The organism is Psychromonas sp. MME1 (genome assembly GCF_041080865.1).
GTDB lineage: Bacteria > Pseudomonadota > Gammaproteobacteria > Enterobacterales > Psychromonadaceae > Psychromonas.
In genome coordinates, this window is record NZ_CP160906.1 from 388198 (window position 1) to 413560 (window position 25363).

Genomic DNA, 25363 nt, shown 5'->3' on the forward strand with positions numbered 1-25363 from the left:
TTATTCCCCCGGACGTGGACGCTTAATGCCTGGTTGAATTGCCAATCCTTTTGCAACATCCAAACCACGAGAGGTTAATTTGGCTAAATGAGTGCCGTTTTGTAATACCGTCAACTCAATGCAATCTTGCTCTTCAAGCCATGCTAACTGTGTTCTCAGTGCGTCGCGACTAATAGAAAGGCTATAAACACCAAGGCCATCTTGTAAAATTGACTCATTTAAGTCATAACCTAAGTCTTCACTTAATAAGCGCAAAACCACCAAGCGTTGATGCTCTTGCATGATCTGTTTCATCGACATTATCTTTTTTCTCCCTGTATTTCGTTTTCAACCAACATTTCGGTAGTGCGCTGTAGTTTTGATAACTGCACTGACACACCATCCATTTTTCCGCCTATTTCAACTATTTTTAGTGCGAGTTGGTGCATGTCTTTATCTGTTGGCAACTGCTTGACATCATTGACAACTTGGGTAATTCGTCGCTCTAAATCATCAACATGTGTTTTGCTAGCGTAAGTTTTTCTCATCGCCCACGTTGTGCCATAAAAAATAACAGACAAAAGCGCATAGATTTGTACCCAGTATTTCCCAATAAATTCAAACAAAGTGCTTTTCCTTTTTCTCTATTGCGCTTTGACAGTCAACACAACGAGATGCGGATGGCATTTTTGCAACGCGTTCAGGATTAATCGGCTCGTTACAATCAATGCAATAATGTGTGTTACCAATCACATGTACTGGCTCGTTTTTATGCGCTCTTTGTGCAGCGATATGACTTTCTAACCACACTTCATTCTGTTGATTGGCGTTATCAATGATGTCGCTCATTTGCTTATATCTCCCTGTGTGCCAGTTTTCACAATGGCCTGCTTTATCCCTTGTAAAATGCCGACTGGTTGAATACCTGCTGCAACTTGTTTATCAAGCGAGCGCTTATGAATGCTAATGCCCAACACAGACAGCGCGATACCAAACAGGGGCGTAAGCGCAACCACGCTATTCACTAAATCAGCTGCTTTTTCTGGATGAAAGACCATGGCATAGGTCAACCCAAAAAAAACCAAGCACCACGCGAGGCACATTGCATAACCAAAGGTCGGTCGCCAGCGTCTGACATAGGCATCGTGACTGGCGAGTTCAGCTTGCATAGTGACGTGTTGCTGTTGCAGTGCATGTTTGCGTTCATCGCTTTCAAGCTCTGCATGTTTAAAGGCGAGGTTTTTCAACTGAATTTGATTATCCAATTCTAATTTTTTAAGGATGATTAACGCATCAGGATTGCTTTTAAGCGATTGCTCTATCGCTTCGGGCGTATTGTCACAACCCAGTGCAGAAGCAACCATCCCCCCAACGGCAGCGCCAGCAGGACCACCAATTAAGGTGCCGATTAATGGTGCGCTACTGCCGATAATATTTTTGATGTTATCCCACATTAACTTCCCCCCAACGGGCTTTGGTGCCACGCAAATCTACATGGGTGAACGTTGCGTAAAACCCTAACCCTAAAAGATTGGCATAAGGTGCATCTTCTAAATAGGCATAAACATGACGAGGTGAAACACCGCGCATCACAATATCAACGGCATTACCTTTAACGTGTTGGCTATTTTCAGCACCTCCCACTGCTTTATTGTGTTTTTCACAACGGTAGGCGCTGTTGATGTAAACGGGGGCATTGAAGTGAGCGCGTAGGTCTTCAAGGATGATAACTAAGCCTAAATTTATCTTTTGCTCCCCACAGCAGGCGCATTGAAACTCTGTTTTTGAGAAGTGTTTTGTAATTTTCATTGTTAATCCCGAATGACCTCAATCCCAATTAGGTAATGGTTCGAGTATGCTGAACTTGGGGATTTATTGGATTTGAAGTGATTCGGGATATATAACTTGCTGTAGGTGTTCTTAAAATATTGTAGGTGATTAATTCTTCTAATTATTCTTCATGGTCGATAATGATAAGGACACTTTTTGCAGTATCATAAAGCACAAGTAGCGAGTAGGCAAAAACTCCAATAATCAAAACATTTAAAAGCAATGGTAAGTTTTCAATTGAAGATATATGAATAGAACCTTTTACGCTTAAAACTATGATAGAAATAACAATTAAAGAGATCTGCTCTTTTATGGAAAGAAGCATTTGATCCCTAGTTCTTTTAAAACAACTAGCTCCACCTTTCGCATCAACCATTTCTCTAACTTTGGTTAAAACAATTCCCATTGTTGTTGCGTTTATTGCCAACAATGCAATAAGAATTGTTATTAAATTTTCACTAAGAAACTTATGTAGAAACTCAGAACAAAGCCACAGGTTTAGAATTTCAGCGATAAAGCCGATACCTAATGCTAAGAATGAAGTTTTTACAATATGCGAAATCATTTGAGTAACTCTTTTAAAATTGAGGCTAGTTGTTCTGCACCGCCAGTCATCTCTATTTCTCCTAATGTTAACTCTTTAACTGTGCGAGAGGTTTGATGATGCTTTTTAATTCCATCTATTTTAACTGAAATGTTGCCACCTCCTTCACTGCTATAGTCAACTAAACCCTTAAGGGCTGCATTATCTTCTTCTAAGTAAAGCGCTGCATCTGGTTCCGATTCAATTTTCAAATGGTTTCGAGTTGAATTGGTGCATTTTGCGAATAGTTTTAAATCATCAGGTAATGTGCCTGATATATTTGCCATGTTAGGGGTTATTATTTCAAAATCAACTGATTTTATTTTCCCTCTATGCCGCCTTAAGAGTGTCCAAAATTGCTGTTTCTCAAATAAAGGCTCATAGATTGCACGGAGGTGAAAGTGTGTTAATTGAGGTTCAAGTTTTTCAAGGATTAACTTCGCCACCGTTTCACATTTTGCAAACGCAGTTGTACGTTTCTGTACAGCAATGTATTGCTTTTCTGGATGGTTCCAGATTGCAACCATGATTGATGGCCAACTATCAACAGCTTCGTTTTTAAAATCCCGAGTTTCAAGATGTAGTGTTTTGTTATGTGCTAGTCTATATAAGAAGAAATCTTCTTCCTGATGTAAAAGCTTAACCGCAGTTTTACAGGTCTGATTTGAAAAATCTTTTTGTCCTACAAGAGCGTCTTTAAAGAAAGAGTTCTTACGAGCAATGATATCTTCAATGTTATTAGCTCCACTAAATAAATCGCCTTGAAAATATCTATCTACGGGTAGAATTTGATATCTGAATAATTCAAAAGTATTAGTTTTGCTGATCATATATATCCTTGTATGGAACAAGCAGACTGTTTTTATTCATAATGAATCTAATCATACATAGATTAATTATTTAATAAATTAAATGACACGTAAAACAGAATTTAATACATAAAAAAGCCCCAATGAAGGGGCGAGGGTTAATCTGTTTAGTTAGATTTCGTCATTCGACGCAGGGAGAGCCAACAAGTTCAAGTGCAGTAGACATTCCAAATTTAAATATATCAGCATGAACTCCTTCTAATGTTAATTCGCCTGCTTTTATCGTTTTAAGATCCATCATTTTAACGAGTGATAGCTTTAACTGTGCATACTCTGCGACAATTTCATTCATGAACGCAAGGTTTGCAGCTGATACGCTGACGGTTTCATCTACTGGAATAGTCGCGCCAAATCGGTCTTCTAAATTAGCCTGGATGGCTTTGGACTCTATTAGTTGTGCCTCTGCTTGTTTAGCAATTAATTCATGTTTCATATTCATTTCCTGTTTTCACCCATCAAAAGTGGTGGGTTTGCACCAAAAAGCCCCAATGAAGGGGCTGAAATATTTGGTTAATTAAATCAACTTAATATTTTCACACCTCACCCAATCGCGGTCATCTTCATCACACTCATTTACAAGGCCAATTAATCGCTCTTCAAATTCAACTCCTCCAATTAATCTTTCCTTTCCCTTATAAATGCACTTCATTGATGCACCAAAACTAGTTTTATCAAATTGCTCTAATGTCATATAAATTTCCTATTTTCACCCATCAAAAGTGGTGGGTTTGCACCAAAAAGCCCCAATGAAGGGGCGGTGGTTTAACTAACAACTAACGGCTAACCGCTTTCTTCAAAACAAACTCTTCTGTCTGCGGTTAAGTTGAATTTTGCGTTGTTTAGCAAGAATGTCGTAAATAGTGCGTTCCGTGAGATCATGCTCTCGGGCTAGCTGGCTAATGTTATTGCCTCTAAAACGATTGAATATGTGCAAGTCGCGTAACGCTTCTTTTAAGGTTTTGTTGGTTGGCAGGTATAATTCGCGCCCCCCTAAATAGTGTGATTGCGCAGTGATGATGCTGACCGCTAAACGATGTTTGCTGTTATCGTCAAATGTTAAGCTTTGTAGCTCACGCAATACCACGGCATATAAGGTTTGTAGTCGTTCTGGCCAGCGCAATACCGACCATTGATGATCGTCGTCGCTCAGCGCTTCAAGCTGTTTATTGAGGGCGTTCAACTCGGTTTCGTCAATCTCACCCAATAGGCTTAATTGGTTCTCTTCAGGCATTGGTTTTCACTCCTACTTTTGCGTTGAATTTCTTAAACAAAGCATCTCTCTTTGCATCGTTTTCGGCATCGGTCACTGCACCACCAAACTCTTTAATCTCGATACTTGAGCCTTGTTTAACCGGCGTTGAACTGGCAGTAAACTCACCTTGAATGGTGTTTAACACTTGCTTGAGGTAGTTATGATTAGCCAACGGTTTAGGCACTTGGTTATAACTAAGCTGTTGCTGACGTTTTGCATGTAAACTTTGCACTGTGTCATTGAGTGCTTTAGCCAAACACGCTGGGTTTTTATGTAAATCCAGCGTTTCGGTCATTAATTTATGAGCGCGGGCATTGCTTAAATCGCTTTTTTCAGGACGAAACAGGCTGATATAACTCACCACGGCTTGCCCTAAACGCTTATCAAGTTTGCTGATTGCACCCAATAATTCACGACCTGCATCATCGCTGATTAACGCATCTAAATGCAGGTGGGTGCGACAAATCGGGCAACGACCTAGCTTCATTATTTTTCATCCTCTGCATCTATATCATGCCTTGGGTGGGTACTATCACGCCCAGGGAACATATTATTGAAATGATTAACTAAATCTGCATAAGGCATGACTCCCACTACTTCGTGTGGCGTTAATGCTTTTGTCATTTCTCTGATATGCCATTTTTTTAGCGTTTCGATGATTTTACTTGCCTGTTGTGGGCTTAAAAAACGTAAGCTAGTAACGGCAAACATGCCCGTTTGACGGGTTTGATTGTTGATAAACTTATCAAGCGCCGTTTCGCTACCATCTTTCACAAACCCATGACGTTGCATGGTTATCCAAATTGCCACAATTTTATCCTGTGGTTTACGGCTATAAGCGGTTTGGTCGCTTGGGCGAGAGAAACGTTTACCGTTTTTATTCGTTGGGGCTTTCGCTTTGAACCCGCGTTTTTCCATAGAATGCAATACCATCATCAGTTCAGCAAAGTTCATCTCAGAGCAGCTTGTTTTGTCTGTTGCTTCTTTTAAAATTGCACGGTAAAGGTCGTCATCTAATCCCAACTGACCTTTTGCTATGTGGATTTTGGTGATTAATGTTTTGATTGATACGGGGTAAGCCATGTTCACACTCCTTGAGAGGCATTCATGCCAAGTGCTAAATCCCAACAACGTTTGCGTAATTTTGCTAATGCGTCGCGGCTATTAGCTGCGTCATATTGAACGCTTGGCGCCGCTGCAGATATTTTCAGCACTTTGATTGAGTAGGGAGATGCCTGAATGCGTATAATATAAATAGGGTTTTCTTCCAGCTCTTTAAATATTTTTGCCGAATACTGGTATTGGATACCCATATCTGTTGCTAACCCTCTACGGGTATAAAATTTTCTATTACGCTGCATTTCATATGCAATCTGCAATGCTGTTATCTTAAAGCTCATAAAATTCTCCTTGCTGCTCATCAGTACCCAGCCACAACGCTAGGCAGACACGACCACTAAATTAAGTGAGCGTGTTTCGCTCGGTTAAAGTTTGGAATATTCAAGCACCACAGGGCGGTACTCTTCGTTTTTGTCACGTCGATAAATACGCAGGTAAGGTATTGAAGCCGTGACCTGAATCGCATCACGTGCGGCTTTCATTGCCTGTTCCCATTTATCGTCTTGAATATCTAAGCGACCTAATGCCAGCACTTGGTTAACATCAATATTGCCCTGTTTATCTACCTTAAAGGCCATATCAACCATGGTCATTAAGTTCGGGTTTGCACCATCTGACCAACTATGAATACATTCATCGATAAGCTCTTTTGCTATTTGAATACGTTCATCAAAATGACGTACATCGGCTTTTGAACGGTTAATGCGAAACTCACCATCGAAGCTATGCAACGTCACATTGCCTTTTTTGCCACCCAATGTTTTGTCGTACTCGTTGGCGCTCAACTCAACAAAGGCGTTAATTTCACCCATCGCCCAGGCTTTATGCTCGGCAATAAGGGTTTGTAAACCTTGTGCTTTTTCAGCGATTTTCAGGACTAACTCATCACGTAACAGGTCAATCTGTTTAATGTTTTCGATACGAACGAGGTTGCCGTGAGCGTTGCGACGGTATCCCTCTGGGATGTTGTTTTTTTCATCTTTCATGCTGTTTTCCTTTGATTGCACTATTGGTTATTGGATAACGGCAACATGGCAACCAAGCCACATGCCAAGACGGTATTGAATGCCTGACTCATCAGTACAGTGAGAGGCTGTTTTTTTAATTCGGTAGTGATGAGGAATGCCTCGCACTAAAACCATTGGGCGTTTACCTGTACGGCTCACGTTGACCACTTCAAAACCTTGCTGAGTAAAAAGTTTGTTAACTAGGCACATGGTGTGGCTCCTTGTTTAATGCCGTGAAACTGCTCAAGCATTTTTTTATGACGTAAACGTGTTGCTAATGTAGGTGGTACGCGCTTGTCAAAGCACTGAATACGTCCTTTAAACTGTTGACGTAAACGGCGGTACGCTTTTTTCCAACCTGCACGGTTCGGGCGGAAGGTGACCACTAATTTTTCACACACGTTAAAATCTTCATCAAGATCAATATCAAGGTCAAACTCGGTTTCTGTTGATACAGATATTTCATACTGCAAGCCATCATCAAGCAGGTATTGATCGTTGCTTGTGGTGACGATAAACTCACCACGAATTTTAGGTAAACGGCGGTTAAACATGGTCGGCTCCCTCTTGTTTTAGGTCGTTAAAAGCAGATCGAATATGTGATTCATTCATACGCTGGTTACTACCTTGGGCAATCATTGAAGCAAGGCGTAATGTGTGACTTAACTTTCTTAACTGCCCACGTTTTCCTGCAATGTTATTAATAAGATCAAGCTCTACATCACTGGTTAGTCCCCATGCAGTGGCGATAGAGGTAATATCACTTTGCTTTACTTTTGGAATAGAAAGGCGTTTTGCAATGCGTGATTCAAGGCGTGAAAGGTCAACTTTGCGAGAGTCGCCAACCATCTTGCCGTACACCGTTGGGTTGCCTACTAACGCAAGACCAACACCCACTTTTTGTTGCATCACGCGCAATTCTTCAATCACTTCTAGCTGCAGGTGGTCGGCTTCGTCAATCACGATCAGACCATTAGTGCCCTCTAAACGATGGCGGATAACATGACAAAGTGAGTTAGCACGACGCGGTGGGTTCTCAATGCCTAGCTCCATTGCAAGTTCATAGAAAAAACCTACAAGGCTAGAAAGACTTGGTGAAGCAACGACTAGCCAGCAGTTTGGTGCATTGTCGGCGTAATATTTAGCGGCTGCGCTTTTACCAACACCAGGAGCCCCCATTACGACACTCATACCATCACCACGGCTCGCTTGTGCATAACGCAGTGTTGAAATAACTTGCTTTGCAGTCGTTGTTTTTACAAAGTCAGGTGCACTGGGCATGACGCTTTGTTTGTTAGTGTGAAGCTCAAGCCATTGACTTAATGTGCTAATAATCGGCGCGTTATCACCGGTATAACTGTTAGATAAAAACTGCGACAAGCGTGTTTTACCAATCGATGTTTCACGTGATATCTGTGCCTGTGTGTAGCTTGAGCTATTAATAAGCGTGTTAATTGACTCACGCAGTGAATTGGCATTACTGTTAATTGAAATTACATTTTCTTCTGTCATAATATTGTCCTTAATTGAAAGTTAATTGTTATTTAAAGCCTGTTTATATTTGCCCTATAAGCAGGCTTTTTTATATCTCATCGCCTAGCTGGATTAAGTCCATCGCTCTGCAAAATGCATCTTCCCGCTCATCTACTTCTACTTGCTGCTTACGTAGGGTGTTACCCACCTGTTGGAACATTTCTACAATTTTTGTTTCTGGCGGTGGCGGTGGTTCAATAGCAGGCATTTGTGCAGCCACTTCTGCTATATCCATTTTTTGCTGTGCTTGCGCTGCTTTCTTGGTCGCTTTGGTGTATTGGGTGCGGTGTCTATGTTGTTCACGCGCAGCGCTAGTATCATTAAAGCCAGCCATATCAATACATTCAGCTTCACAGATAAAACGACCATCAAGGCTGTAGCAAAGCACGCTTTTATGTAGGTTTCTTGGGTCGAAGCGGATCTCTAATTTATTGCTTTTAAGTTGCATTCCAATCAACTCAAGGTTGCTATAACGGTTTTTACGATTAGCTATCGTGCCACCGGATTGCAGAGTAAATGAGCCATCTTTTTGTAGCGTGACGCTCTCAGCTGTCAGCATTAACAAACGTAACTGTTCTTTGGTTGCTTTTTTGATTTGTGAAGCTTGATAACTCACATCAAACACTTCATTAAAAGAGGAAAGCCCCATACAGACTTCAGTTTCACGCTTAGCACGTGCGTTAAATTGAGCAACACCTGCTTCAACTGATTGCAAAAAAGCATCAACTGCAATCGCTTTAGAGCCGTAATTGTCAGGCTTAGCCATTGGGTTAGCGCCTGTATAACCACCCGCATTTAATGGGTGCTTATCGATCATCTCTTCAAGACCTCCCACACCAAAAGCACGCTCAATCGGTTTTGCTTGGCCGTGACCTTTGCCATAGTTGATGCTTGTCCAATGCAATTTAATGCCAAGTAACGGAATGATCCCTTTTGGGTCATCCTCTTTGACTTTGAAGCGGTAACGGTTTTTAACGCCACCTGTCATTTTTTTATTGGCGGCAGCACGGGTGTTATCTATCGTGACTTCTTTCGGGATGCCGTACTGTTCAATCACACTCATTAAAGCAAGGCGGATAGAGTCGGTGTTTTCTGATATATCGGTGTAGTAACCCACAATTTTACGGCTGTAAATGTCCTGCCAAAACCATGTTTTAGGGCGAACAATTTCACCATTGTGCCAACGAACAAACACATTGTGTTGGTAACCATCACCGTTGATATGCTCCATTGCATGCATGTTTAAAACCGTTCTGCGTTGCGATGGGTAAAGGCTCATCAGTGCATGCTCGCCTTCACGAAGTAGCACGATTTCATCTTTGGTGATTTCACGCTTTATTTTGCGAATAATGGAAGATTCCGATGGTACAACCCAACCTTTATCTTCACCTGCAATAATGGTGCGTTCGATACTTGTTGTTAAACAAGGTTGCTCAAGGCGCAAATAATCAGCCTTTAAAAACTCCCATGCTTCAGGTGTAAATTCTGCATCTAATGCTGCTTTACGCGCTTTATATTTGGGAACAAATAAGGTGATCCAATCGCAACGTTCATAACCATCAACGGTATAGAAAGTACGACGAACGGTCCCCACACTAGATTCAAACTTTTCAGCCACCATCTCTAATGCATTTTTAATAGGAATGTTTTGGCTACGTAAGTCTGCGACTGCACAGGCAATAGTAAACTTATGCTGTGCTTTTTCTTTATGCTTACTGGTTGCTTTTTCATAGCTATACCAGAGCGCTTCAGGGCAGTAACTTAATTCGCTACTGTCTTTTTTCGGTAGGTCAAACACAGTGCCATTCACTTCAATTTGTGATGCTTGAAGCATTAAATGAGCGCGTGTTTCGGTTGGTAATGAGTCGATGTGAAACTCTTTACCACCACCTTGACCAGAGCGAGGACGAGATTGCCATTGCTCTTTGTTGGCTTTTGCATTTATGTTCTGCACAGTGCTAGGCAGGTTAGGCACCTCACATAACTCTGTTGCTGAAAACCAATATTTCATTTTACTAATCCCTTTAACTGTTTCGTTAACATCTTTCGCTATAACACTTAACTGTTATATACTTCTAGGCACACCTATAACCAAGGAAGTTAAAAATGAAACCACCTGTAACCAGATCAATGCCTTTACCAAGAGAAGAAACCCTCTCACTATTTTTTGCTGGCGAAATAGAGATCGAATTACAACGTTTCATTGATGGAATCGACATGCCACCTAACAGCAAACATGATCTTTCTGAATTAGAGTGGTCAAATTTCATGTATGAAATCACAACGCGTCTTGGTACGGCTGCACCCGAAAGCGATAGCGTGAGGCAGTTGATGCGCGATGTAGATTACCGATTGGTTCAAACGCTTCATGCAAGGTTGAGCAGCGCAATCCAGCGGATGAATGAGATTGTGAATTATGAGTTTGAGGCTCAAGGCGGTCGTCGTGACATTGTGTGTCTGTTACCAACAACGTTTCCAGCTCGCTTTGGTGTGCTGATTGGAGAGGGACGATTGCAACTTGCAAAGGTCGAACAATACGATTTATTGCAGTAAGAACTTGAATTTTAAGCATGGCAACCTCCGAAAGCAGGTTTGTTATAACGGCTTGGCCAAATTTCAGCTGGTTCAAGGCCAAGGGCGTTGGCAATAATCCGCTCGCCTTTAGGCCACTTGCTGTTAAGTGCATTTTGCAAAGTAGATGAAGAATAACCCTGTGCACGAGCTAGGGCTGCGAGGCTGGTGCCACGTTTTTTTAGACCAGCGATAATGTCGGCACGATGCATATCCTGCTTTGTATTTTGATGTGAGTTTAATGCTTGCATTTTTTTTGCTCCTTGATTTAACTGTTTTCGTGAACTCATTTGCTTACGATTTCAATTAAGATAAACCTGTATGGGTTTAATTGCAAGTTGTTTTTGAACTTGAATGCGAGATTCACGAACCCATTCAAGTTAGTAACTGTCTCTTTTGCTCTTAAATAAGGCAAAAAAGCATATTTATCAATGGATTAAAAGAATATGACTGATAAAAAAGAACTTGAATGCACTCGTTCAAGTAAACCTGGTGAACTTGAATGTTTCCAGTCGCGCTTAAATAAAATCATTGGCACAAACAGCGCTCGCTCTTTAGCCTTGAAAGCTGGAGTATCTCCAACAGCTTTGCGAAAATATATAGATGGTGAATCAACACCAAATCTTGAAAGGTTGATTGCAATCGCTAATGCAGGTGGTGTATCTGTTCAGTGGCTAGCAACAGGTGAAGAAGTAGCTGAAAGGGTTGAATACCTTGAAGCGCCAACGGTAGGTGAACCATCTGATTTTGATGATTTTGTACTAATACCTGGGTATAGCGTGCAAGTTTCAGCTGGATTTGGTTCAGTAGGTAATGATGAAAAAATTCCTACTCGACATTTGGCGTTTCGTAAGAAGTGGTTGCAGTACAAGGGGTTCAAGCCACAAGACCTAATTGCCTTATGGGCGAAAGGTGATTCGATGGAGCCAAGTATTGGTGATAACAATACGTTAATCGTCCATACAGCAGAAAACAAACCTGTAGATGGCAATATCTATATATTTAGGCTTGAAGATCAACTGGTAGTCAAAAGAGTGCAGGTAAATTTATTCGGTAGTTACCTGTTAATCAGCGATAACTCTCACTACCCACCAATGGAAATAAAAAAAGCAGACATGGAACAATTTGATGTAATCGGCAAGGTAGTACACATCGCAAAAGATGTGTAAGAACAGCGTTTAAACATTCATTAAATTTGTTTAACAGAAAAATGCCGTTTCTCATTTTAAACGGCATTTTCCCCAAATCAGATTAAAAGATCTCATTTTTACAAGATCACGATCTAACCAAATAACCATATTACAAAAAGGAAGATTAAAGCGCACCAGGACAGCACGCAATCAAACAGAAGAGACCCCCTCTAAACTAAGCCACAACAGGCTTTACAGCCGTTAGAACACCACAATAAAACTATCGCCAAAATCATCACCACACTTACTTATTCAACCACATACCACCGTAAAATTTCACCAAATTCCATATCTCTCTTTAGATCTCATTCTTTATGACCCTATACAGTTATCAAAAAATACGTGTAATATTTTAGAGCTTTAGTACAAAAAAAAGAACCTCGAATTACCCTGAAATTTATTATGGAAAAAATAATAATGACAGGAAAGCCGACTCCAAATAACCATGAGGGGTGCATGTTAAAGTATTCAAAAAAAATCATAACAGCTGAAAGAGCTGTCCCGATAATAATTAGCATAGTAACTAAAAGAAACCTACTCATCAGTTTCCAAGGCGGAAATAGAAAATTTGTTTTTCCTTCTTGATTTGTCATTATTGAGCTAACTCCTCATATATCCCTATAGCGATAGAGTTAACATTACCAGATAATCCACTACCTGAAAAACTCATTGCAGCACCAATGGTATCTTTTAACTGCAATTTAAGAGACTGTGTTATTTGTATGCCTGAATAGCGCTTAGGAAAACTCCCACTGTTCACCATACTTTTTAATAGCTTGTTCGATACACCAGGGTTATTTAAACGAATAACTTCTTGAGTTAATCGTTTTCTTTCAGAACGAGATAACCCTTTTAAAATTGATGAAGCGCTTTTTCCACTATTAGCCATTAAAAGCTTTACGGTTTTTAATGTAGCGGCACCAGCAGCTACAGCTCCTGCTAGTGAGATAATATCTAAGGCAGTAGTCATATTTTGATACCACTCTTGTGAATCAAGAAAATCATTAACTTGAGGGGCTGCTACTTCTAGACCACTTCGCGCAATACCATTGAAGCATTGTGCAGAACTAGCTGCACTTGCGGCTACAGCAAGATAAGTAATTGCAGAGCTTGTTCCGCCCGACAAAGGAATCGCAGCACTACTGCCAAGCACAACGATCCAACCTAAAAAAGCTGCGCCACAACTCAAAACAGTACCAGCAACCTCTTCTACAAGTTTTGACTCTCTAATATTCCCTTGACCACCTTTTAAATGTGCGGCAAATTCACTTTGACTCATCATTTTTGGAGGTTCTCGCAATACAACTTTAATAGGGTGTAAACTACAAGTAGGAATAAATGGTCTCAATTCTACGATGGTATAACTGCTATCAATATAAATCACAGCCGCGCCATTAAGTTCGGGTATGCTGTCTATATTTTTAAATAGTTTATTTTGATTTAAATCATATAAAAGTTTAGTTTTAAGCTGATTTTCATTAAATCGAAATGTGTCATGCATGCTCATTTTAATTCCATATAGAGGACGTTAATTAAATAACAAATATATCACATAAAAATAAAGTTGATAATTACTTTATTTTTATGATTATTTTTTTTGTTGGTTATGGGTGCCTACATTTCAAGTGTCTGAGTGGCTAACTAGGCTGTATAATTTTTCATTTTTACCTGATTATTTTAAATAAAAAATACAATAACTCACAGGTCGTGATCTTTGCTTGATTAATTGTTCTTATTAATTAGTTGGTTAAATGGAGTGATAGTTCGCTGAATTAGCTTAATTAGGTTGGATTATGGGGGGGGAGGGCGTCGCCCTTGGCTTAATGCGTGATTATTTTGGGGAGGGGATTGCCTTTTCTTTTTAGGTAAAAAGCAATATTTGACCCCAGACGCACACGTTAGATATAAATGCACAAAATGACTGTTATGTTAAATGTGGGCTTTTTGATGCATAAATAATGTTTTTTCGTTGTATTTAATATGTGAAATTGATTGTATATATTGCGTTGTAGCGCTCTATCAATCTAGCTCACTAAGGGGCGTCATACGCCCGATAAATAAGGGGCTAATTGGCAATACCCCCCGAGCATAGGTGAGTTTGATTTGGTTACAGTCCAGTAAAGTGTAGTTTACTTATTATTGTTTTTGGCTGAACAGTTAATGCAATAGTCCATATTATTCATCATACCATCATTATCCATCGCTAGAATCTCATTATAAATATCTTGAAGGGGGGTGTTCCCATTACTTGATTCTGCACGTAATTTATCAGCTTCTAATTGCGCTTTTTCTGTTAAAACAATGGTTTTTTGTATATCAACTTTCATTTTTTCGTTGCGAATAATTGAATTTTCTAATGATTCTATGCGAGCAACTTTAACGCTGGCAGCTGTTTGGTATTTTTCATAGGATTCATGTAATGGTATTTTTTGATCAACGGAGGCATTACTATGTAGCTCTTCTTCAACCATTTTGATGGCAACCATTAAATTAGATAGCTGCATACGCATTAACTTCAGTTCGTCATTTAATTTCGTCGTTGCGGCTGAAGCATATCGTACAGCATCTTCGCTTGTCGTAATGAATTCACTGTAATGACCAAAAGTACGTGCATTCTGATTAGCCAATGATGCAACTCGTTTCTTGGCGCTGGCTTCTTTATCTGTGGTTTTGTGTGTAGAAGTGTCAATGTTAATTTCGTTAACTAATTGATTTTTGATCTTATTCGATTCTGTAATAAGCGGTAAATGCGTAGTTTTTACATTTTCATCACTGCGCATTGTGCGCACCGTAGGGGGCATAATCTGCGCATTTATTTTTATATGTCTTCGGGCTGTTGCATAATTTATTTGCTCCTTTTTACACCATGCTTTTACTGATATTCCTGAGTAAGCATACTCCGTTAAAAACTGTTGATGTAGTTTGTGCCATTGTGTTGCCATAAGGACTCCTATTATTTATCTACTCTATAATGTGTATTTATTTGTTTAGTGCATACCATGAAGCTATCTAGCTGTTACTTGTTTTGCTTCAATTGACTCGTGCCATAGTCATTTGTACTTGCTGTGTTTTTTTCTTTTGTTTTTACTTTTGCTTGATACGATAATCGATAAATTGCTTCGGCTTTAGTTTCTTCAAATGATGGATCTCCTCTTTTTATCATGTAGTAACAATTTTTTGGGGTATATAAATGACCGCCATCTGTTATGTCATGCCACATACTGCTTATTGTTTTAAGTAGTTTGTGGGGGTATTGTATTTTTGAACCATCAAGCATTAATGCCATATGATAATGTTGCTTCGATGATTTATATTGTTCTCGACACCATGTGTAACCTAGTCTTTTTATGTTGTAATAGCGTCTTAAGTAAAAGCGCAGTTTACTCAATAATATTTTTAGACCGTTGTTATCAGACGAAAAAGTGGCAACTCGTAAATCAAATACGACAATAAATGTTCGACTATGCTTAGTGATAGTATTTTCCATTTGCTCAATAATCTTCCTCATTTGATGTGTAAAAATAGGCTTGTTCTTACCGCTATTTACTCTAAACACTTTGTTTTTGGTTCTGTATATGGGGTTTTCACTTTTATATTTTGACATTTCAGGAATCGATCAAGACCATAGATATTATTAAATACCCAGTTGTTTTCATTGTATTAATAGCTTTATGCATAGTGTTCATAGGCATTAGTTAATCAATAGCTGATTAATAGAACTGGGTATAAACATAGCAAACTAGATTAAAGTATTTCATTTGCGTTCATTCGTTTTCACAGTCATTGCTGAGTTAACGCATAGGTTGTTTACCTCGCATCCATTCTGCAACATCCTCTTGACGCCACCCAACAGCTCGCTCGTGGTGTAATATTGGTTTTGGGAAAACCTTCTTAATTTTCCACCATCGATATATCGTGCTGTATGGACGGCCTGTTATTTGACAGACTTCTGCCGTTGATAATACTTTCATTTATTTTTCCTTGTTCATTGTTGCGTATTAGCTAAACTTTTTACGTGTGATTGCTGGCCTTCAATATTTGTTTCATTTTGCTATCTAAAATAATGTTGTATTTATAGTTTCTCCCTTCAAATTACCCCCTATTTACGCCTCGTTTACGCCTAATATCTTGGCAGGCCTTGTAAATAGGGAGGTAGTGTCGGATTTTTTATCCGTTGCGTGGTTTATTCTGGTAATTTTCCAGCTAGCCATAAGCCAAATAATGGCAAGCAAACATAACCACGTTTACCCACTTGTTTGTAACAAGTCGATAATCCTTGGTGTAGTTGTCTTTGCCAAAACAGGCGTTTTAATTGCGTGTGAGTAAATTGAGGGAAAACCTCGGCAACCTTAGTCATGGGTTGCCAGTTATTGAGGTTTGTTGCGTGTGTATTAAAGTCATTTAAATCAGTCATAGTTTTGTTTCCTTATACTGCGGTTCGCTGCAGTTCGGGAGTGACTATAAATATTTATTTTTGGTGTAATAGAACGGTTTACACCACCAAAATGTGACGTGGTTAGTATTATTTGATTTTAATCTGCATATATAGTTAGGTTAGCTGAAAATACTTTGTTGATATACCTGATTGATGGTTGTTGATCTCTTTCTTATGCTTAGCAACATCAGCCTTTTCACGCAGTAATACGAGGCAGCTGAATTCTGTGGAAACTTTTTAGTCGGTAGGCTGGAACTTAGGTAAGTTGGTTATATGCAGCAATTGCCTAACGGAACATTTACTCGTTTTTCTAATGATATTTTGATGGAGCTAATGTTTCATTTTGAGTAACCAGTTATAGTGATAACTTTAATTTTCGTTAGTCAGTGCACTTTAGGATACTTCGCGATTTAGCTTCCTGAGGCGTTTAGGGGCACAGAGCGAGATAGATTTAATAGTCAATTAGTTAGATATCTTTCTATAAATAGGCTTAGTGAAATCTGGGAAGTCTAACCTGAATACTCAGCTTCCTACGTTGGTGTGGGCTTTAAAGGCTATCAAGTCAACGAAATCCTCTTAATTACATGTGTTTGTAAGTGATCTACAAAGTGTTACTATGCTCATTTAAAGTCTTATAATAAGCCGTTTTGAAATAGGGCTAAAAGCTATACCTAACTCCTCTGATAATACCGATAGAGCAGGAATATACCGTTGGAAACTATTTGAAATATGCGTACTTTTAAAATTTTAGGCAGTGGAGTCTATCTACCTCCTTTACAAGTTTCGTCCGAAGAACTCGATAAAAAACATGGTTTAAAAAAGGGCACCATTGTTAAAAGAACAGGGGTTTCCTATCGACACTTTGCACAGATAGAAACCGCTTCTGTTATGGCTGTTGAGGCACTGAATCAAGCCTCAATTGATGCCAATATAAGCCTTAGTGATATTGACTGCTTAATTGCTGCCTCAGGTACTATGGAGCGAGCTATTCCCTGTAATGCTGCTAATATTCTTGCCGAGTTAAATTTACTTGAACCGATTACTGGTTTTGATGTAAATGCCACCTGCCTTAGTGGCTTGTTAGCTATGGACTTAGCATCATCTTTATTGCTCACTAAACAATACAAATGCATTGCTGTTGTTTCGAGTGACTTGGCTTCGCCAGCTCTTAATTGGGAAGATATTGAATGTGCTGGTTTATTTGGTGACGGTGCCGCTGCATTGATTTTGACCAGTCCCTCACTAGAATCTGAAACCAATCAAACAATTCTTGCATCTCAATTTAAAACATACCCCGTTGGTCTTAATCTTTGCCAGGTTCGAGGAGGCGGTAGTTTAAATCATCCTAGCAAAATTAATGAAGATTACACTCCTTACTGTTATTTTGAAATGCAGGGTAAGGAGCTTTACCGTACTGTTGTTAGCGTTATAGGGCCTTTTTTGGATGAGTTGTTTGCCAAAACAGAGCTGACGTTGGCGGATATTGATTGGCTTATTCCTCATCAGGCTAGTGGTCTAGCAATGAAACATCTTTTCAAAAAGTTGGGAATTAAGCCAGAAAAAGTGATAAACCTGCTCCACGATCGAGGCAATCAAATTTCCGTCTCTCTTCCATCTGGTTTACATGAGTTGCGACAATCAGGTAAAGCTAAATTTGGAGATAAAGTACTAATGCTTGGAACCTCTGCGGGTTTAAGCATTGGCGGAGTTATTCTAACGCTATGAGGTTAGAGTTATTAAAAGTAGGTCACTGCTTTCATCCAGAAAGGATGGTGTTAAAAGGGGCGAGTTGGAAACCAACGGAGTTTCCTTCGATTGTCAGCTTAATAAAGCATCCGAGTAAGGGCTATATTATATTTGATACAGGATATGCCGACCACTTTACGACTGCTACTCAGCCGTTTCCAGAGCGTTTTTATCGCTGGATAACGCCGATGTGTCTTCCTGATTCAGAGCGCCTTGTGAATCAGTTAGCAAAGAAGAATATTGCAGCACAAGATATTAAGTATATTTATATATCGCACTTTCATGCAGACCATATTGCTGGTTTGAAAGACTTTCCTAACGCTCGTTTTATATGTTCTAAATTGGCTTTACAAACCATAATGCAGGGATCTCGTTTGGGTAATCTATTGCAAGGTAGCTTGTTGAGTTTATTACCTGATGACTTTTCTAAACGTACTATTTTTATCGAAGAGTGTAAAACCATAAAAATATCAGGTAAGTTATCGCCATTTCAATATGGCTATGATGTATTTAATGACGGCTCTCTAATAGCAATAGCTTTACCTGGGCATGCCCATGGACATTATGGTTTGATGGTCTATCGCAATAAACAACCCGTTTTTTTGATTGGTGATGCATGCTGGTCCATTGAATCGATCAAAGAGCAGAGATATCCTCACCCGATCAGTCAGATAATTCTTAGTAATACGAGAGAGTACTACGACACACTAGACAAGCTGAGTCGGTTACATAGTCAAAATTCAGAGTTAACGCTTTTACCTTCACATTGCACCCAAAGTTATAAGGCCTTTTATGCTGGGGAAAGTTAAGCAGGCCTGCTACTTTATTTATGGCTATATGATTGCTATCAAGTGTAGGACTGCCTCGCAAGAACGAACGGCTAATCGACAGCAGCAACGCTTTCAAAAATTAATTAATCATGTTGCAGATAAATCTCATTTTTACAGTAGATTTAAAAATCAAACCTTAAGTAAATTTCCAATAATCGATAAACCGTTATTTTTAGCTCATTTTGATGAAATTAATACTGTAGGGTTAGATCTCAAACAGTGCGAAGAGCACGGACTTAAAGCTGAAAGTGACCGTGATTTTAACGCTGTTCTTAAGGGGGTTTCAGTTGGTCTTTCATCTGGTACTAGTAATCAGAGAGGTGTTTTTCTCGTCTCGCCTTGTGAACAAGCTTTGTGGGCAGGGTATATTATTGCTAAAAACATCCCATTTAGTTTTCGCAAAAAGAAGGTTGCATTATTTCTAAGGGCTAACAGTAACCTCTATGAGTCGACGAACGGACTATTTATGGACTTTCGTTTTTTTGATCTTACCAAATCGTTTGATGATTTAATCGCAGAGCTTGAAGCGTATAACCCTCATATTTTGATGCCCCAGCTCATGTGCTTGATATTATTGCCAAACACCAGAGCACTATTAAACCGGATAAAATAATATCTGTTGCCGAAGTATTGGAAAATTCGATGAGAGACAGAGTAGAAGATCGTTTTCCTTGTAAATTGCACGAGATATATCAAGCAACTGAGGGCTATATTGCCTCTAGTTGCTCTCATGGTAACTTACATATTAATGAAGATATATTGATTGTCGAAAAGGAATGGATAGATAAAGAGAGTGGTCGCTTTGCTCCCATTATCACTGACTTAAATCGACGCACTTTACCTATTATTCGATACCGTTTAAATGATATTTTGATCGAAGAAAAAGCGTCTTGTCCTTGTGGTTCGCATTTTACTCGATTACAAAAAATTGAGGGGCGAGAGGATGATATGTTGTGGTTACCTCATTCGACTAACGGGTCACTAGTTGCTATTTTTCCTGATTTGATACGCCGAGCAATGTATATATGTCAAACCCAGGTATCTGACTACCGTATCGCACAACACGGTGGCGTTATTTCTTTTACTTATAAAAGTGATGACGCAGCTAAGGCTGAGCAAGATATTACGGCTACATTGACAGAATTATTTACCGGCTTGAATGTTGATAAGCCTGAAATAAACTTTAACGTGGGCATTAAACAAGATCTTATGAAGAAGCAGCGCCGGATTGCCTGTTATCAAAAACCAAGTTTTGTGGACTAAAACAATGATGAAAATTTTAATTACGGGTGCCTCTGGTTTTGTCGGTGGTAGCTTTTTGAAACGCTTCTCTGATCAAGAAGGCATTGAGATTCACGGGATATCTAGACGCCCTATGCCTTGGGATAATTATTCACAGGTGGATTTATCTAAAGGTATTGATATCGACTTTAAACCCGATGTTGTGATTCATGCTGCAGCACATGTATCTCCATGGGGAAGTAAGAAAACTTTTTTTGAAGGCAATATTTTGTCTACTGAAAATGTTATTGATTTTTGTGAAAAAAATGGCCATCCCAAACTTATTTATATATCATCCAGTTCGGTTTTTTATCACGATAAACCGCAGTTTGATATTACCGAAAATAGTCCAATTGGCCCTGATTTTATTAACGATTATGCGGCGACTAAATATGCTGGTGAACAGTGTATTCAAAAGTATTCTGGAAAAAAAGTTATATTAAGGCCTCGGGCAATCTTTGGTCCTGGTGATGAAGTATTATTTCCTCGTATTCTAAAAGCAGCTGAAAAAGGAAAATTGCCACTATTTACGACACAAGAGCCTGTGATAGGTGATTTAATTTATATTGATTGCTTAACAGACTACATGTTGTTTGCTGCGCAGTCTGACTCTATTCAGGGAGACTACAATCTCACCAATGATAAACCGATAGAAATACAAGCCGTTTTGCTTTCGGTACTTTCTCGTCTTGGATATCCTCAACCGAAGAAAAAAGTCAGTATGAAAACTGCAATGAGGTTGGCTGGGATTGTTGAATGGTGCTATCGCGCTTTCAACATTAAAAATGAGCCGCCAATCACTCGTTACGGAGTGAGTGTTTTGGCTAATTCAAAAACATTTGATGTTACTAAAATGCTAACTGATTTCGGTCCACCGTCAATGACCATTGAGCAAGGCATTGAAAACTTTATTCAGTGGGAATTAGAAAATGTTTAATATTTTGATCGCTTGTCTTTATCTATCACTACAACTGTTTAAAAAGCTTAGCGCACGATCTTATTGTAAAACAGTCATTTTGCCCCAAAAGCCTGTTTTATTAGAGAACGTCGCCATTTTTCAACCCATACTTAGTGGTGATGCTAGCTTGTCATGGACACTAGAAAGCAATCTTCTTATTCTGAAAGAGGCCTGCTTTTACTGGTTGGTTGATGACGAAGATCCCGTAGGGCATGAAATAGTTGATGAGCTTATTAAGCGACATCATGATAAAAATATCGTTAAATTATCTTTCCCCGAAGCACCTGAAAGTATTAATCCCAAGCTGTTTAAGTTAAATGCAGTGTTATCGCAGTGTCAGCAAGACTATTGCATAGTGCTTGATGACGATACCACTTTACCTGAGCCATCATTACAGATGATGTTAGCCGACTTAGCACACTGTGAATTAGTCACTGGCTTGCCACAATACCGTGAACAAGGTGATTTCTATTCACGCTTACTTGCGGCTTTTGTTAATAATAATGCTTCATTTACCTATTTATCTTTGCTTCCTTATATGAAACCAATAACGATTAATGGCATGTGTTATGGATTTAAACGAGAACAGTTAAATACAATAGGTGGCTTTGAACCCATTCTTGGTTGTTTGACGGATGATCTTGCGATGGCAGAACATGTTTTATCCCATGGTGGTACGATACGTCAAACTACGTTTATTCAGCTAATAGCAACCTCGGTTGATGACGCAAAGCATTATTTTAGGCAAATGCACCGTTGGTATGTGTTTGCTAATATTTTATTCTTTAAACAGAACAATAAAACTAAAGCCATTATTTTCTCACTGCACGGGTTACCGTCCTTATTATTGTTAAGCTTATGGTTTACGTTATTTTTTAACTTTTCAGTTATTAGTGCTTCGACACTACTCATAACGCTGATAGTACGACAGTGGATTATTGCCGGGAGTATGAAAGGTCTGTTGTTATCTGTTTTATCAGAAAGTTTACAAACACTTCATTTAGTACATGCATTTATGAGTAAAAAAATACGCTGGAGAAATCGTTTTTATCGTGTGGATTCCAATAGCCAATTTACCAGTATTAAAAAGTAATGATTTTGATGAAAGCTATTTTTATAACAGGGCAAAGCAACCGGCGTTGCTGCCAGTTAAGCCCCAAACAGAAAAAGATTGCTGATTTTCTTGAGGAAGAAGGTGTTAGTGTTGCGCCTTTTAATTTTCCGTATGATAGTCAAATGAATGTTTATCATGAAACTAACTTATTGAATGCTAGTTTATCAAATACTTTACAGTACTTTTTATCGAGAAAGCCTCATTTTGAAAAACAATACCGAGCACAGGTTATTAAACAATTTGAGCAATATGGTTACTGTATTGTAATGGCTGGAAGTTGTGGGCTTGAGTTGTTAAATAATTTACATTTACCAGTTAAACTACTTAAAAATATGCATGTTATTGCTTATGGACCTGTAGCTAGAACTCTACCTAAAACACAAGTTACAATGATTCAAGGGAGAAATGACTGGCTTTCAAAATTATTCTTCAAAGAGGTAGACTATCTCGTTGACTGTGGTCATATGGACTATCTCGAGAGTACAGAGATATTAAACGTTTTGCAGCAAGTCATCTGTTCTATAAAGAAAAATCAAATGAATAATATACATGAAAAGTGCACGTGAAAAAAATTAGTATTGATCTCTTAGCCCCCCCTTTCAAAGGTCACTTGCACCCCATTTTGTCGATGGGCAAGCAACTGTTAGCGCATGGCTTTGACGTTACCGTATTATCATCGGAAACGGCCAAAGTTGATATTGAAGCGGCAGGTCTTAGACCATTATTGCTTACATCCATTGACGATAAAATCTTGATTGAGTGTGTTAACCCTGCCTATGCGGTACGAAGTTCACCAACAAAATTGATTGCTCAATTTAAGCAAGTCATAAGTTTTTTCAGACTATTGAAAACAGAGCTAGAAACTATTTACGCTGAACGTTCATGTGACTTAATGATTGCCGATTTCACATTACCTGTTGCGGGTATTGTCGCGGATCAAAATGACATTGTTTGGTGGACAAGTATGCCTTCGCCCTGTGTTATTGAATCTAGTACAGGAATCCGAGTTATTTAGGTGGCTGGAAAGAAAGTGACAGTCTGCCGTTAAAGGCTAGAGATTGGTTAGGCCGTAAATTGGTGAGGCTATTTAAACGAAGTGCTTTTTATTTATGCAAAAAAACTATTCGTTCTTTAGGTCTAGATAATATTTACCGAGAAGATGGCACAGAAGTTATCTATTCAAAACATTGTATTTTATGCCTTGGCTATCAAGATTTTGAGTTTTCAAAAAACTGGCCAAAGGCGGCTAAATTTGTTGGTCCTATGCTTTATACTCCTGAAATCACAGATGAACCTGCACATGAAGCCCCTATGTTTCAGGAAAATAAACGCTATGTGCTAGTAACTCTTGGAACGCACCTCGATTGGTGTAAAAAAGGTATATATCAGGAAGTTGAAAAACTATCGATACAATTTCCCGATGTGGTATTTCATTTTACCGATGGGAATGCCAATAACGATAGTTATGCCAAAAGTCATAATCAATGCTTTAGGTTTTCTTACATCAATTATGAATGTTACTTACCAAAATACGATTTTGTGATCCATCATGGTGGCGCTGGCATTTTGTATTATTGTCTTCAGTTCGAGAAGCCCTGCATCGTCATTCCTCAAGACTATGATCAATTCGACCATGCAGCTCGTTTAGAAGCCTTAAACCTTTCTATCTGGGTTAAAAATGTTAAAGAGATATCAATAGCACTTCAGACCTTACTAATGGGTAGCTGTGTTGCTCAAAGTATAAAAAGTTTTAATGAGCGGTACGCTAACAAGAACCATAATTTAGCACTATTAGGCTTGGTTGAATCGGAGATAAAGAGACGTGATATTGAAAATTCTGGAGAACAATTATATCCAGTTAACACTTTCTTCTAATAACTCTAACCTCCTTATATATAGTATTTTTAATGACAATTGGTTTGCATTTATATAGTTGATAATTGTTGTGGATTGGTAATTCTGGTCGCTTTTTATAGCTTCTAACTCGCTTGGGGTCGTTTGCAATTTAGTTTTCTATCTCGGTTTGGGGCACAGAGCGAGATAGAACTTTTGCTCTATTATCGGTTGAGATACCCAATTTATCCTGATTTTCTCTCAACAAAATAGTAATAGCAAAAGGCAAGATCTGACCCCAGAAATGATGCTCCTGTGAAGTACTTTCCAAATTTTGATATTTAACCTAACTGTGACACCGTATAATTTGATGTGAAATAACGCTTTCAAGTGGTGTTTTCATCACAAAAAAATCACTTTCTTACAAATAATTGATTTTGAATAATGGTACTCATGCTTAATAGGGTATGCTGTTTCTCATTTGCTTCAGAGGATTTTTCATCGTTTATGGATATCACCTTACAGTCCCAATTAACAAATGTAGATGAAATAAAAAGCATACTAAAAGAGGTGCTAGTTTCATTTAAGTTAGCAGATGATTGAGATGTCAACACTCTACTAGTATATCTCCCATGTACTGAAGATGGGAAAAGTGACTATACAGATTTTTTTGAATGTGTAAAAAATAGTATTCTCCAAAATTTTGTATTCTCTTGTCTGAAGTTGAAAAAAACTAGGAATAAAAAGTGTAACGGCTTCGGAAGATCTTTTTCAAAAAGCACTTAGAAAAATTAGCAGACATACAGCCAAAGGAGAATTGGGAGAACTGATATTGTTTACCTTACTTGACGTATATCTATTAGCTCCTAAGTTATTGAGTAAAGTATCAATGAAAACCAACCCTAGAATGCCTGTATACGGAGCGGATGCTGTTCATGGTCAGATTGTTGATGGAGAGTTGAGGGGGTATTTGGGAGAGTCGAAGCTTTATAAAAATTTTAAATCAGCAGCCTCAGAAGCAACTAAATCAATTAAGAGTGCTAAAGATAAATATGAGGATGAATTTGACTTGCTTGACAGTCATATGGACTTTCCGAATTTAGATGAAAAATTAGAAAGTCAGATTTTACAGCTTTTGAATCCATATACGGCTACACAAGCCATTGATAAAATTCACTATGACGTTATCTTTTGCTAGTTCACTATTAAATAACCATTTTTAATGGTTACATC

The 25363-nt window shown here is 38.8% G+C and carries 36 protein-coding genes and 1 other RNA gene; 12 read left to right on the top strand and 25 right to left on the bottom strand.

Going from position 1 to position 25363, the window contains the following annotated elements:
* From AB2N10_RS01825 to AB2N10_RS01915, 19 genes are all read right to left on the bottom strand, one after another.
* Entirely contained in the window at window positions 1-300 is a 300-nt protein-coding gene (locus tag AB2N10_RS01825) for an ArsR family transcriptional regulator (protein ID WP_354624852.1), read from the bottom strand.
* Window positions 300-605, bottom strand: a complete 306-nt coding sequence (locus AB2N10_RS01830; RefSeq protein WP_354624853.1) for a DUF2730 family protein — start codon at window positions 603-605, stop codon at window positions 300-302. Before AB2N10_RS01830 ends, AB2N10_RS01825 begins: the two co-directional genes overlap by 1 nt.
* The gene (locus AB2N10_RS01835; protein ID WP_354624854.1) at window positions 598-828 is read right to left on the bottom strand and encodes a TraR/DksA C4-type zinc finger protein; all 231 of its coding nucleotides are present in this window, start codon (window positions 826-828) and stop codon (window positions 598-600) included. The genes AB2N10_RS01830 and AB2N10_RS01835 overlap by 8 nt, the downstream gene beginning before the upstream one ends.
* Window positions 825-1433 carry a 3TM-type holin gene (locus AB2N10_RS01840; RefSeq protein ID WP_354624855.1) on the bottom strand — a complete coding sequence of 203 codons (609 nt, stop codon included), beginning with the start codon at window positions 1431-1433 and terminating at the stop codon, window positions 825-827. Before AB2N10_RS01840 ends, AB2N10_RS01835 begins: the two co-directional genes overlap by 4 nt.
* The gene (locus AB2N10_RS01845) at window positions 1423-1788 is read right to left on the bottom strand and encodes a D-Ala-D-Ala carboxypeptidase family metallohydrolase (RefSeq protein WP_354624856.1); all 366 of its coding nucleotides are present in this window, start codon (window positions 1786-1788) and stop codon (window positions 1423-1425) included. The genes AB2N10_RS01840 and AB2N10_RS01845 overlap by 11 nt, the downstream gene beginning before the upstream one ends.
* 142 nt (window positions 1789-1930) lie before the next feature.
* Complete coding sequence (locus AB2N10_RS01850) at window positions 1931-2374, bottom strand: hypothetical protein (RefSeq protein ID WP_354624857.1); 444 nt, start codon at window positions 2372-2374, stop codon at window positions 1931-1933.
* Window positions 2371-3222 (bottom strand): hypothetical protein, encoded by an 852-nt coding sequence (locus AB2N10_RS01855; RefSeq protein WP_354624858.1) that lies wholly within the window; start codon window positions 3220-3222, stop codon window positions 2371-2373. Before AB2N10_RS01855 ends, AB2N10_RS01850 begins: the two co-directional genes overlap by 4 nt.
* Window positions 3223-3382: 160 nt before the next feature.
* Window positions 3383-3694 (bottom strand): hypothetical protein, encoded by a 312-nt coding sequence (locus AB2N10_RS01860; protein ID WP_354624859.1) that lies wholly within the window; start codon window positions 3692-3694, stop codon window positions 3383-3385.
* An 81-nt stretch (window positions 3695-3775) separates the two neighbouring features.
* Entirely contained in the window at window positions 3776-3952 is a 177-nt protein-coding gene (locus AB2N10_RS01865) for a hypothetical protein (protein WP_354624860.1), read from the bottom strand.
* A 102-nt stretch (window positions 3953-4054) separates the two neighbouring features.
* Entirely contained in the window at window positions 4055-4492 is a 438-nt protein-coding gene (locus AB2N10_RS01870) for a Mor transcription activator family protein (protein WP_354624861.1), read from the bottom strand.
* Window positions 4485-5000: a hypothetical protein gene (locus AB2N10_RS01875; RefSeq protein WP_354624862.1), complete on the bottom strand. Its 516-nt coding sequence runs from the start codon at window positions 4998-5000 to the stop codon at window positions 4485-4487. Before AB2N10_RS01875 ends, AB2N10_RS01870 begins: the two co-directional genes overlap by 8 nt.
* On the bottom strand, window positions 5000-5596 hold the full coding sequence (locus AB2N10_RS01880) for a regulatory protein GemA (protein ID WP_354624863.1): 597 nt from the start codon (window positions 5594-5596) through the stop codon (window positions 5000-5002). Before AB2N10_RS01880 ends, AB2N10_RS01875 begins: the two co-directional genes overlap by 1 nt.
* A 2-nt stretch (window positions 5597-5598) precedes the next feature.
* Window positions 5599-5913, bottom strand: coding sequence for a hypothetical protein (locus AB2N10_RS01885; RefSeq protein ID WP_354624865.1), 315 nt, complete (start codon window positions 5911-5913; stop codon window positions 5599-5601).
* A gap of 7 nt (window positions 5914-5920) precedes the next feature.
* Window positions 5921-5995, bottom strand: an RNA gene (locus AB2N10_RS01890) — hammerhead ribozyme type II.
* Window positions 5996-5997: 2 nt separating this feature from the next.
* Window positions 5998-6618 (bottom strand): DUF3164 family protein, encoded by a 621-nt coding sequence (locus tag AB2N10_RS01895; RefSeq protein ID WP_354624866.1) that lies wholly within the window; start codon window positions 6616-6618, stop codon window positions 5998-6000.
* A 27-nt stretch (window positions 6619-6645) separates the two neighbouring features.
* Window positions 6646-6849 carry a hypothetical protein gene (locus AB2N10_RS01900; protein ID WP_354624867.1) on the bottom strand — a complete coding sequence of 68 codons (204 nt, stop codon included), beginning with the start codon at window positions 6847-6849 and terminating at the stop codon, window positions 6646-6648.
* Window positions 6840-7193, bottom strand: coding sequence for a hypothetical protein (locus AB2N10_RS01905; protein WP_354624868.1), 354 nt, complete (start codon window positions 7191-7193; stop codon window positions 6840-6842). The genes AB2N10_RS01900 and AB2N10_RS01905 overlap by 10 nt, the downstream gene beginning before the upstream one ends.
* A complete protein-coding gene (locus AB2N10_RS01910; RefSeq protein WP_369434226.1) occupies window positions 7186-8151 on the bottom strand; it encodes an AAA family ATPase in 966 nt (321 codons plus the stop codon). Before AB2N10_RS01910 ends, AB2N10_RS01905 begins: the two co-directional genes overlap by 8 nt.
* Before the next feature lie 70 nt (window positions 8152-8221).
* Window positions 8222-10183, bottom strand: coding sequence for a transposase domain-containing protein (locus tag AB2N10_RS01915; RefSeq protein WP_354624870.1), 1962 nt, complete (start codon window positions 10181-10183; stop codon window positions 8222-8224).
* Window positions 10184-10278: 95 nt separating this feature from the next.
* On the opposite strand from AB2N10_RS01915, the gene AB2N10_RS01920 reads away from it, so the two are divergent.
* Entirely contained in the window at window positions 10279-10725 is a 447-nt protein-coding gene (locus tag AB2N10_RS01920) for a hypothetical protein (RefSeq protein ID WP_354624871.1), read from the top strand.
* Between the two features lie 11 nt (window positions 10726-10736).
* Here the strand turns inward: AB2N10_RS01920 and AB2N10_RS01925 are convergent, their stop codons facing one another.
* Window positions 10737-10994, bottom strand: coding sequence for a helix-turn-helix transcriptional regulator (locus AB2N10_RS01925; protein WP_354624872.1), 258 nt, complete (start codon window positions 10992-10994; stop codon window positions 10737-10739).
* Window positions 10995-11189: 195 nt separating this feature from the next.
* On the opposite strand from AB2N10_RS01925, the gene AB2N10_RS01930 reads away from it, so the two are divergent.
* Window positions 11190-11912, top strand: coding sequence for a S24 family peptidase (locus AB2N10_RS01930; protein ID WP_354624873.1), 723 nt, complete (start codon window positions 11190-11192; stop codon window positions 11910-11912).
* A 613-nt stretch (window positions 11913-12525) separates the two neighbouring features.
* On the opposite strand, the gene AB2N10_RS01935 is transcribed toward AB2N10_RS01930, so the two are convergent.
* The 5 genes from AB2N10_RS01935 to AB2N10_RS01955 all read right to left on the bottom strand — a co-directional run bounded on the left by AB2N10_RS01935 (window position 12526) and on the right by AB2N10_RS01955 (window position 16347).
* Window positions 12526-13440 carry a hypothetical protein gene (locus AB2N10_RS01935; RefSeq protein WP_354624874.1) on the bottom strand — a complete coding sequence of 305 codons (915 nt, stop codon included), beginning with the start codon at window positions 13438-13440 and terminating at the stop codon, window positions 12526-12528.
* A 622-nt stretch (window positions 13441-14062) separates the two neighbouring features.
* The gene (locus AB2N10_RS01940; protein WP_354624875.1) at window positions 14063-14875 is read right to left on the bottom strand and encodes a cell division protein DivIVA; all 813 of its coding nucleotides are present in this window, start codon (window positions 14873-14875) and stop codon (window positions 14063-14065) included.
* Between the two features lie 74 nt (window positions 14876-14949).
* Complete coding sequence (locus AB2N10_RS01945; RefSeq protein WP_354624876.1) at window positions 14950-15537, bottom strand: inovirus-type Gp2 protein; 588 nt, start codon at window positions 15535-15537, stop codon at window positions 14950-14952.
* Window positions 15538-15724: 187 nt separating this feature from the next.
* Window positions 15725-15904, bottom strand: a complete 180-nt coding sequence (locus tag AB2N10_RS01950) for an AlpA family phage regulatory protein (protein ID WP_354624877.1) — start codon at window positions 15902-15904, stop codon at window positions 15725-15727.
* Between the two features lie 212 nt (window positions 15905-16116).
* Complete coding sequence (locus tag AB2N10_RS01955) at window positions 16117-16347, bottom strand: hypothetical protein (RefSeq protein WP_354624878.1); 231 nt, start codon at window positions 16345-16347, stop codon at window positions 16117-16119.
* Between the two features lie 750 nt (window positions 16348-17097).
* On the opposite strand from AB2N10_RS01955, the gene AB2N10_RS01960 reads away from it, so the two are divergent.
* The 10 genes from AB2N10_RS01960 to AB2N10_RS02005 all read left to right on the top strand — a co-directional run bounded on the left by AB2N10_RS01960 (window position 17098) and on the right by AB2N10_RS02005 (window position 25328).
* Window positions 17098-18093: a 3-oxoacyl-[acyl-carrier-protein] synthase III C-terminal domain-containing protein gene (locus AB2N10_RS01960; protein ID WP_354624879.1), complete on the top strand. Its 996-nt coding sequence runs from the start codon at window positions 17098-17100 to the stop codon at window positions 18091-18093.
* Window positions 18090-18923 carry an MBL fold metallo-hydrolase gene (locus AB2N10_RS01965; RefSeq protein WP_354624880.1) on the top strand — a complete coding sequence of 278 codons (834 nt, stop codon included), beginning with the start codon at window positions 18090-18092 and terminating at the stop codon, window positions 18921-18923. Before AB2N10_RS01960 ends, AB2N10_RS01965 begins: the two co-directional genes overlap by 4 nt.
* The gene (locus tag AB2N10_RS01970; protein ID WP_369434227.1) at window positions 18907-19557 is read left to right on the top strand and encodes a hypothetical protein; all 651 of its coding nucleotides are present in this window, start codon (window positions 18907-18909) and stop codon (window positions 19555-19557) included. The genes AB2N10_RS01965 and AB2N10_RS01970 overlap by 17 nt, the downstream gene beginning before the upstream one ends.
* 29 nt (window positions 19558-19586) lie before the next feature.
* On the top strand, window positions 19587-20207 hold the full coding sequence (locus tag AB2N10_RS01975) for a hypothetical protein (protein WP_369434228.1): 621 nt from the start codon (window positions 19587-19589) through the stop codon (window positions 20205-20207).
* A 4-nt stretch (window positions 20208-20211) separates the two neighbouring features.
* Entirely contained in the window at window positions 20212-21162 is a 951-nt protein-coding gene (locus tag AB2N10_RS01980) for an NAD(P)-dependent oxidoreductase (protein ID WP_354624882.1), read from the top strand.
* A complete protein-coding gene (locus tag AB2N10_RS01985; protein WP_369434229.1) occupies window positions 21155-22276 on the top strand; it encodes a glycosyltransferase in 1122 nt (373 codons plus the stop codon). The genes AB2N10_RS01980 and AB2N10_RS01985 overlap by 8 nt, the downstream gene beginning before the upstream one ends.
* Window positions 22277-22281: 5 nt before the next feature.
* The gene (locus tag AB2N10_RS01990; RefSeq protein WP_354624884.1) at window positions 22282-22863 is read left to right on the top strand and encodes a hypothetical protein; all 582 of its coding nucleotides are present in this window, start codon (window positions 22282-22284) and stop codon (window positions 22861-22863) included.
* Window positions 22860-23312: a hypothetical protein gene (locus AB2N10_RS01995; protein WP_369434230.1), complete on the top strand. Its 453-nt coding sequence runs from the start codon at window positions 22860-22862 to the stop codon at window positions 23310-23312. Before AB2N10_RS01990 ends, AB2N10_RS01995 begins: the two co-directional genes overlap by 4 nt.
* Before the next feature lie 62 nt (window positions 23313-23374).
* Entirely contained in the window at window positions 23375-24172 is a 798-nt protein-coding gene (locus AB2N10_RS02000) for a glycosyltransferase (RefSeq protein ID WP_369434231.1), read from the top strand.
* Between the two features lie 775 nt (window positions 24173-24947).
* A complete protein-coding gene (locus AB2N10_RS02005) occupies window positions 24948-25328 on the top strand; it encodes a DUF1837 domain-containing protein (RefSeq protein WP_369434232.1) in 381 nt (126 codons plus the stop codon).
* Window positions 25329-25363: the final 35 nt, after the last annotated feature.

What these genes read in the sequence shown, in the direction of transcription:
- AB2N10_RS01825 (WP_354624852.1), bottom strand. Translation starts at nt 300, where the DNA reads ATGTCGATGAAACAGATCATGCAAGAGCATCAACGCTTGGTGGTTTTG.
- AB2N10_RS01835 (WP_354624854.1), bottom strand. Translation starts at nt 828, where the DNA reads ATGAGCGACATCATTGATAACGCCAATCAACAGAATGAAGTGTGGTTA.
- AB2N10_RS01840 (WP_354624855.1), bottom strand. Translation starts at nt 1,433, where the DNA reads ATGTGGGATAACATCAAAAATATTATCGGCAGTAGCGCACCATTAATC.
- AB2N10_RS01845 (WP_354624856.1), bottom strand. Translation starts at nt 1,788, where the DNA reads ATGAAAATTACAAAACACTTCTCAAAAACAGAGTTTCAATGCGCCTGC.
- AB2N10_RS01850 (WP_354624857.1), bottom strand. Translation starts at nt 2,374, where the DNA reads ATGATTTCGCATATTGTAAAAACTTCATTCTTAGCATTAGGTATCGGC.
- AB2N10_RS01855 (WP_354624858.1), bottom strand. Translation starts at nt 3,222, where the DNA reads ATGATCAGCAAAACTAATACTTTTGAATTATTCAGATATCAAATTCTA.
- AB2N10_RS01860 (WP_354624859.1), bottom strand. Translation starts at nt 3,694, where the DNA reads ATGAAACATGAATTAATTGCTAAACAAGCAGAGGCACAACTAATAGAG.
- AB2N10_RS01865 (WP_354624860.1), bottom strand. Translation starts at nt 3,952, where the DNA reads ATGACATTAGAGCAATTTGATAAAACTAGTTTTGGTGCATCAATGAAG.
- AB2N10_RS01870 (WP_354624861.1), bottom strand. Translation starts at nt 4,492, where the DNA reads ATGCCTGAAGAGAACCAATTAAGCCTATTGGGTGAGATTGACGAAACC.
- AB2N10_RS01875 (WP_354624862.1), bottom strand. Translation starts at nt 5,000, where the DNA reads ATGAAGCTAGGTCGTTGCCCGATTTGTCGCACCCACCTGCATTTAGAT.
- AB2N10_RS01880 (WP_354624863.1), bottom strand. Translation starts at nt 5,596, where the DNA reads ATGGCTTACCCCGTATCAATCAAAACATTAATCACCAAAATCCACATA.
- AB2N10_RS01885 (WP_354624865.1), bottom strand. Translation starts at nt 5,913, where the DNA reads ATGAGCTTTAAGATAACAGCATTGCAGATTGCATATGAAATGCAGCGT.
- AB2N10_RS01895 (WP_354624866.1), bottom strand. Translation starts at nt 6,618, where the DNA reads ATGAAAGATGAAAAAAACAACATCCCAGAGGGATACCGTCGCAACGCT.
- AB2N10_RS01900 (WP_354624867.1), bottom strand. Translation starts at nt 6,849, where the DNA reads ATGTGCCTAGTTAACAAACTTTTTACTCAGCAAGGTTTTGAAGTGGTC.
- AB2N10_RS01905 (WP_354624868.1), bottom strand. Translation starts at nt 7,193, where the DNA reads ATGTTTAACCGCCGTTTACCTAAAATTCGTGGTGAGTTTATCGTCACC.
- AB2N10_RS01910 (WP_369434226.1), bottom strand. Translation starts at nt 8,151, where the DNA reads ATGACAGAAGAAAATGTAATTTCAATTAACAGTAATGCCAATTCACTG.
- AB2N10_RS01915 (WP_354624870.1), bottom strand. Translation starts at nt 10,183, where the DNA reads ATGAAATATTGGTTTTCAGCAACAGAGTTATGTGAGGTGCCTAACCTG.
- AB2N10_RS01920 (WP_354624871.1), top strand. Translation starts at nt 10,279, where the DNA reads ATGAAACCACCTGTAACCAGATCAATGCCTTTACCAAGAGAAGAAACC.
- AB2N10_RS01925 (WP_354624872.1), bottom strand. Translation starts at nt 10,994, where the DNA reads ATGCAAGCATTAAACTCACATCAAAATACAAAGCAGGATATGCATCGT.
- AB2N10_RS01930 (WP_354624873.1), top strand. Translation starts at nt 11,190, where the DNA reads ATGACTGATAAAAAAGAACTTGAATGCACTCGTTCAAGTAAACCTGGT.
- AB2N10_RS01935 (WP_354624874.1), bottom strand. Translation starts at nt 13,440, where the DNA reads ATGAGCATGCATGACACATTTCGATTTAATGAAAATCAGCTTAAAACT.
- AB2N10_RS01940 (WP_354624875.1), bottom strand. Translation starts at nt 14,875, where the DNA reads ATGGCAACACAATGGCACAAACTACATCAACAGTTTTTAACGGAGTAT.
- AB2N10_RS01945 (WP_354624876.1), bottom strand. Translation starts at nt 15,537, where the DNA reads ATGTCAAAATATAAAAGTGAAAACCCCATATACAGAACCAAAAACAAA.
- AB2N10_RS01950 (WP_354624877.1), bottom strand. Translation starts at nt 15,904, where the DNA reads ATGAAAGTATTATCAACGGCAGAAGTCTGTCAAATAACAGGCCGTCCA.
- AB2N10_RS01955 (WP_354624878.1), bottom strand. Translation starts at nt 16,347, where the DNA reads ATGACTGATTTAAATGACTTTAATACACACGCAACAAACCTCAATAAC.
- AB2N10_RS01960 (WP_354624879.1), top strand. Translation starts at nt 17,098, where the DNA reads ATGCGTACTTTTAAAATTTTAGGCAGTGGAGTCTATCTACCTCCTTTA.
- AB2N10_RS01965 (WP_354624880.1), top strand. Translation starts at nt 18,090, where the DNA reads ATGAGGTTAGAGTTATTAAAAGTAGGTCACTGCTTTCATCCAGAAAGG.
- AB2N10_RS01970 (WP_369434227.1), top strand. Translation starts at nt 18,907, where the DNA reads ATGCTGGGGAAAGTTAAGCAGGCCTGCTACTTTATTTATGGCTATATG.
- AB2N10_RS01975 (WP_369434228.1), top strand. Translation starts at nt 19,587, where the DNA reads ATGAGAGACAGAGTAGAAGATCGTTTTCCTTGTAAATTGCACGAGATA.
- AB2N10_RS01980 (WP_354624882.1), top strand. Translation starts at nt 20,212, where the DNA reads ATGATGAAAATTTTAATTACGGGTGCCTCTGGTTTTGTCGGTGGTAGC.
- AB2N10_RS01985 (WP_369434229.1), top strand. Translation starts at nt 21,155, where the DNA reads ATGTTTAATATTTTGATCGCTTGTCTTTATCTATCACTACAACTGTTT.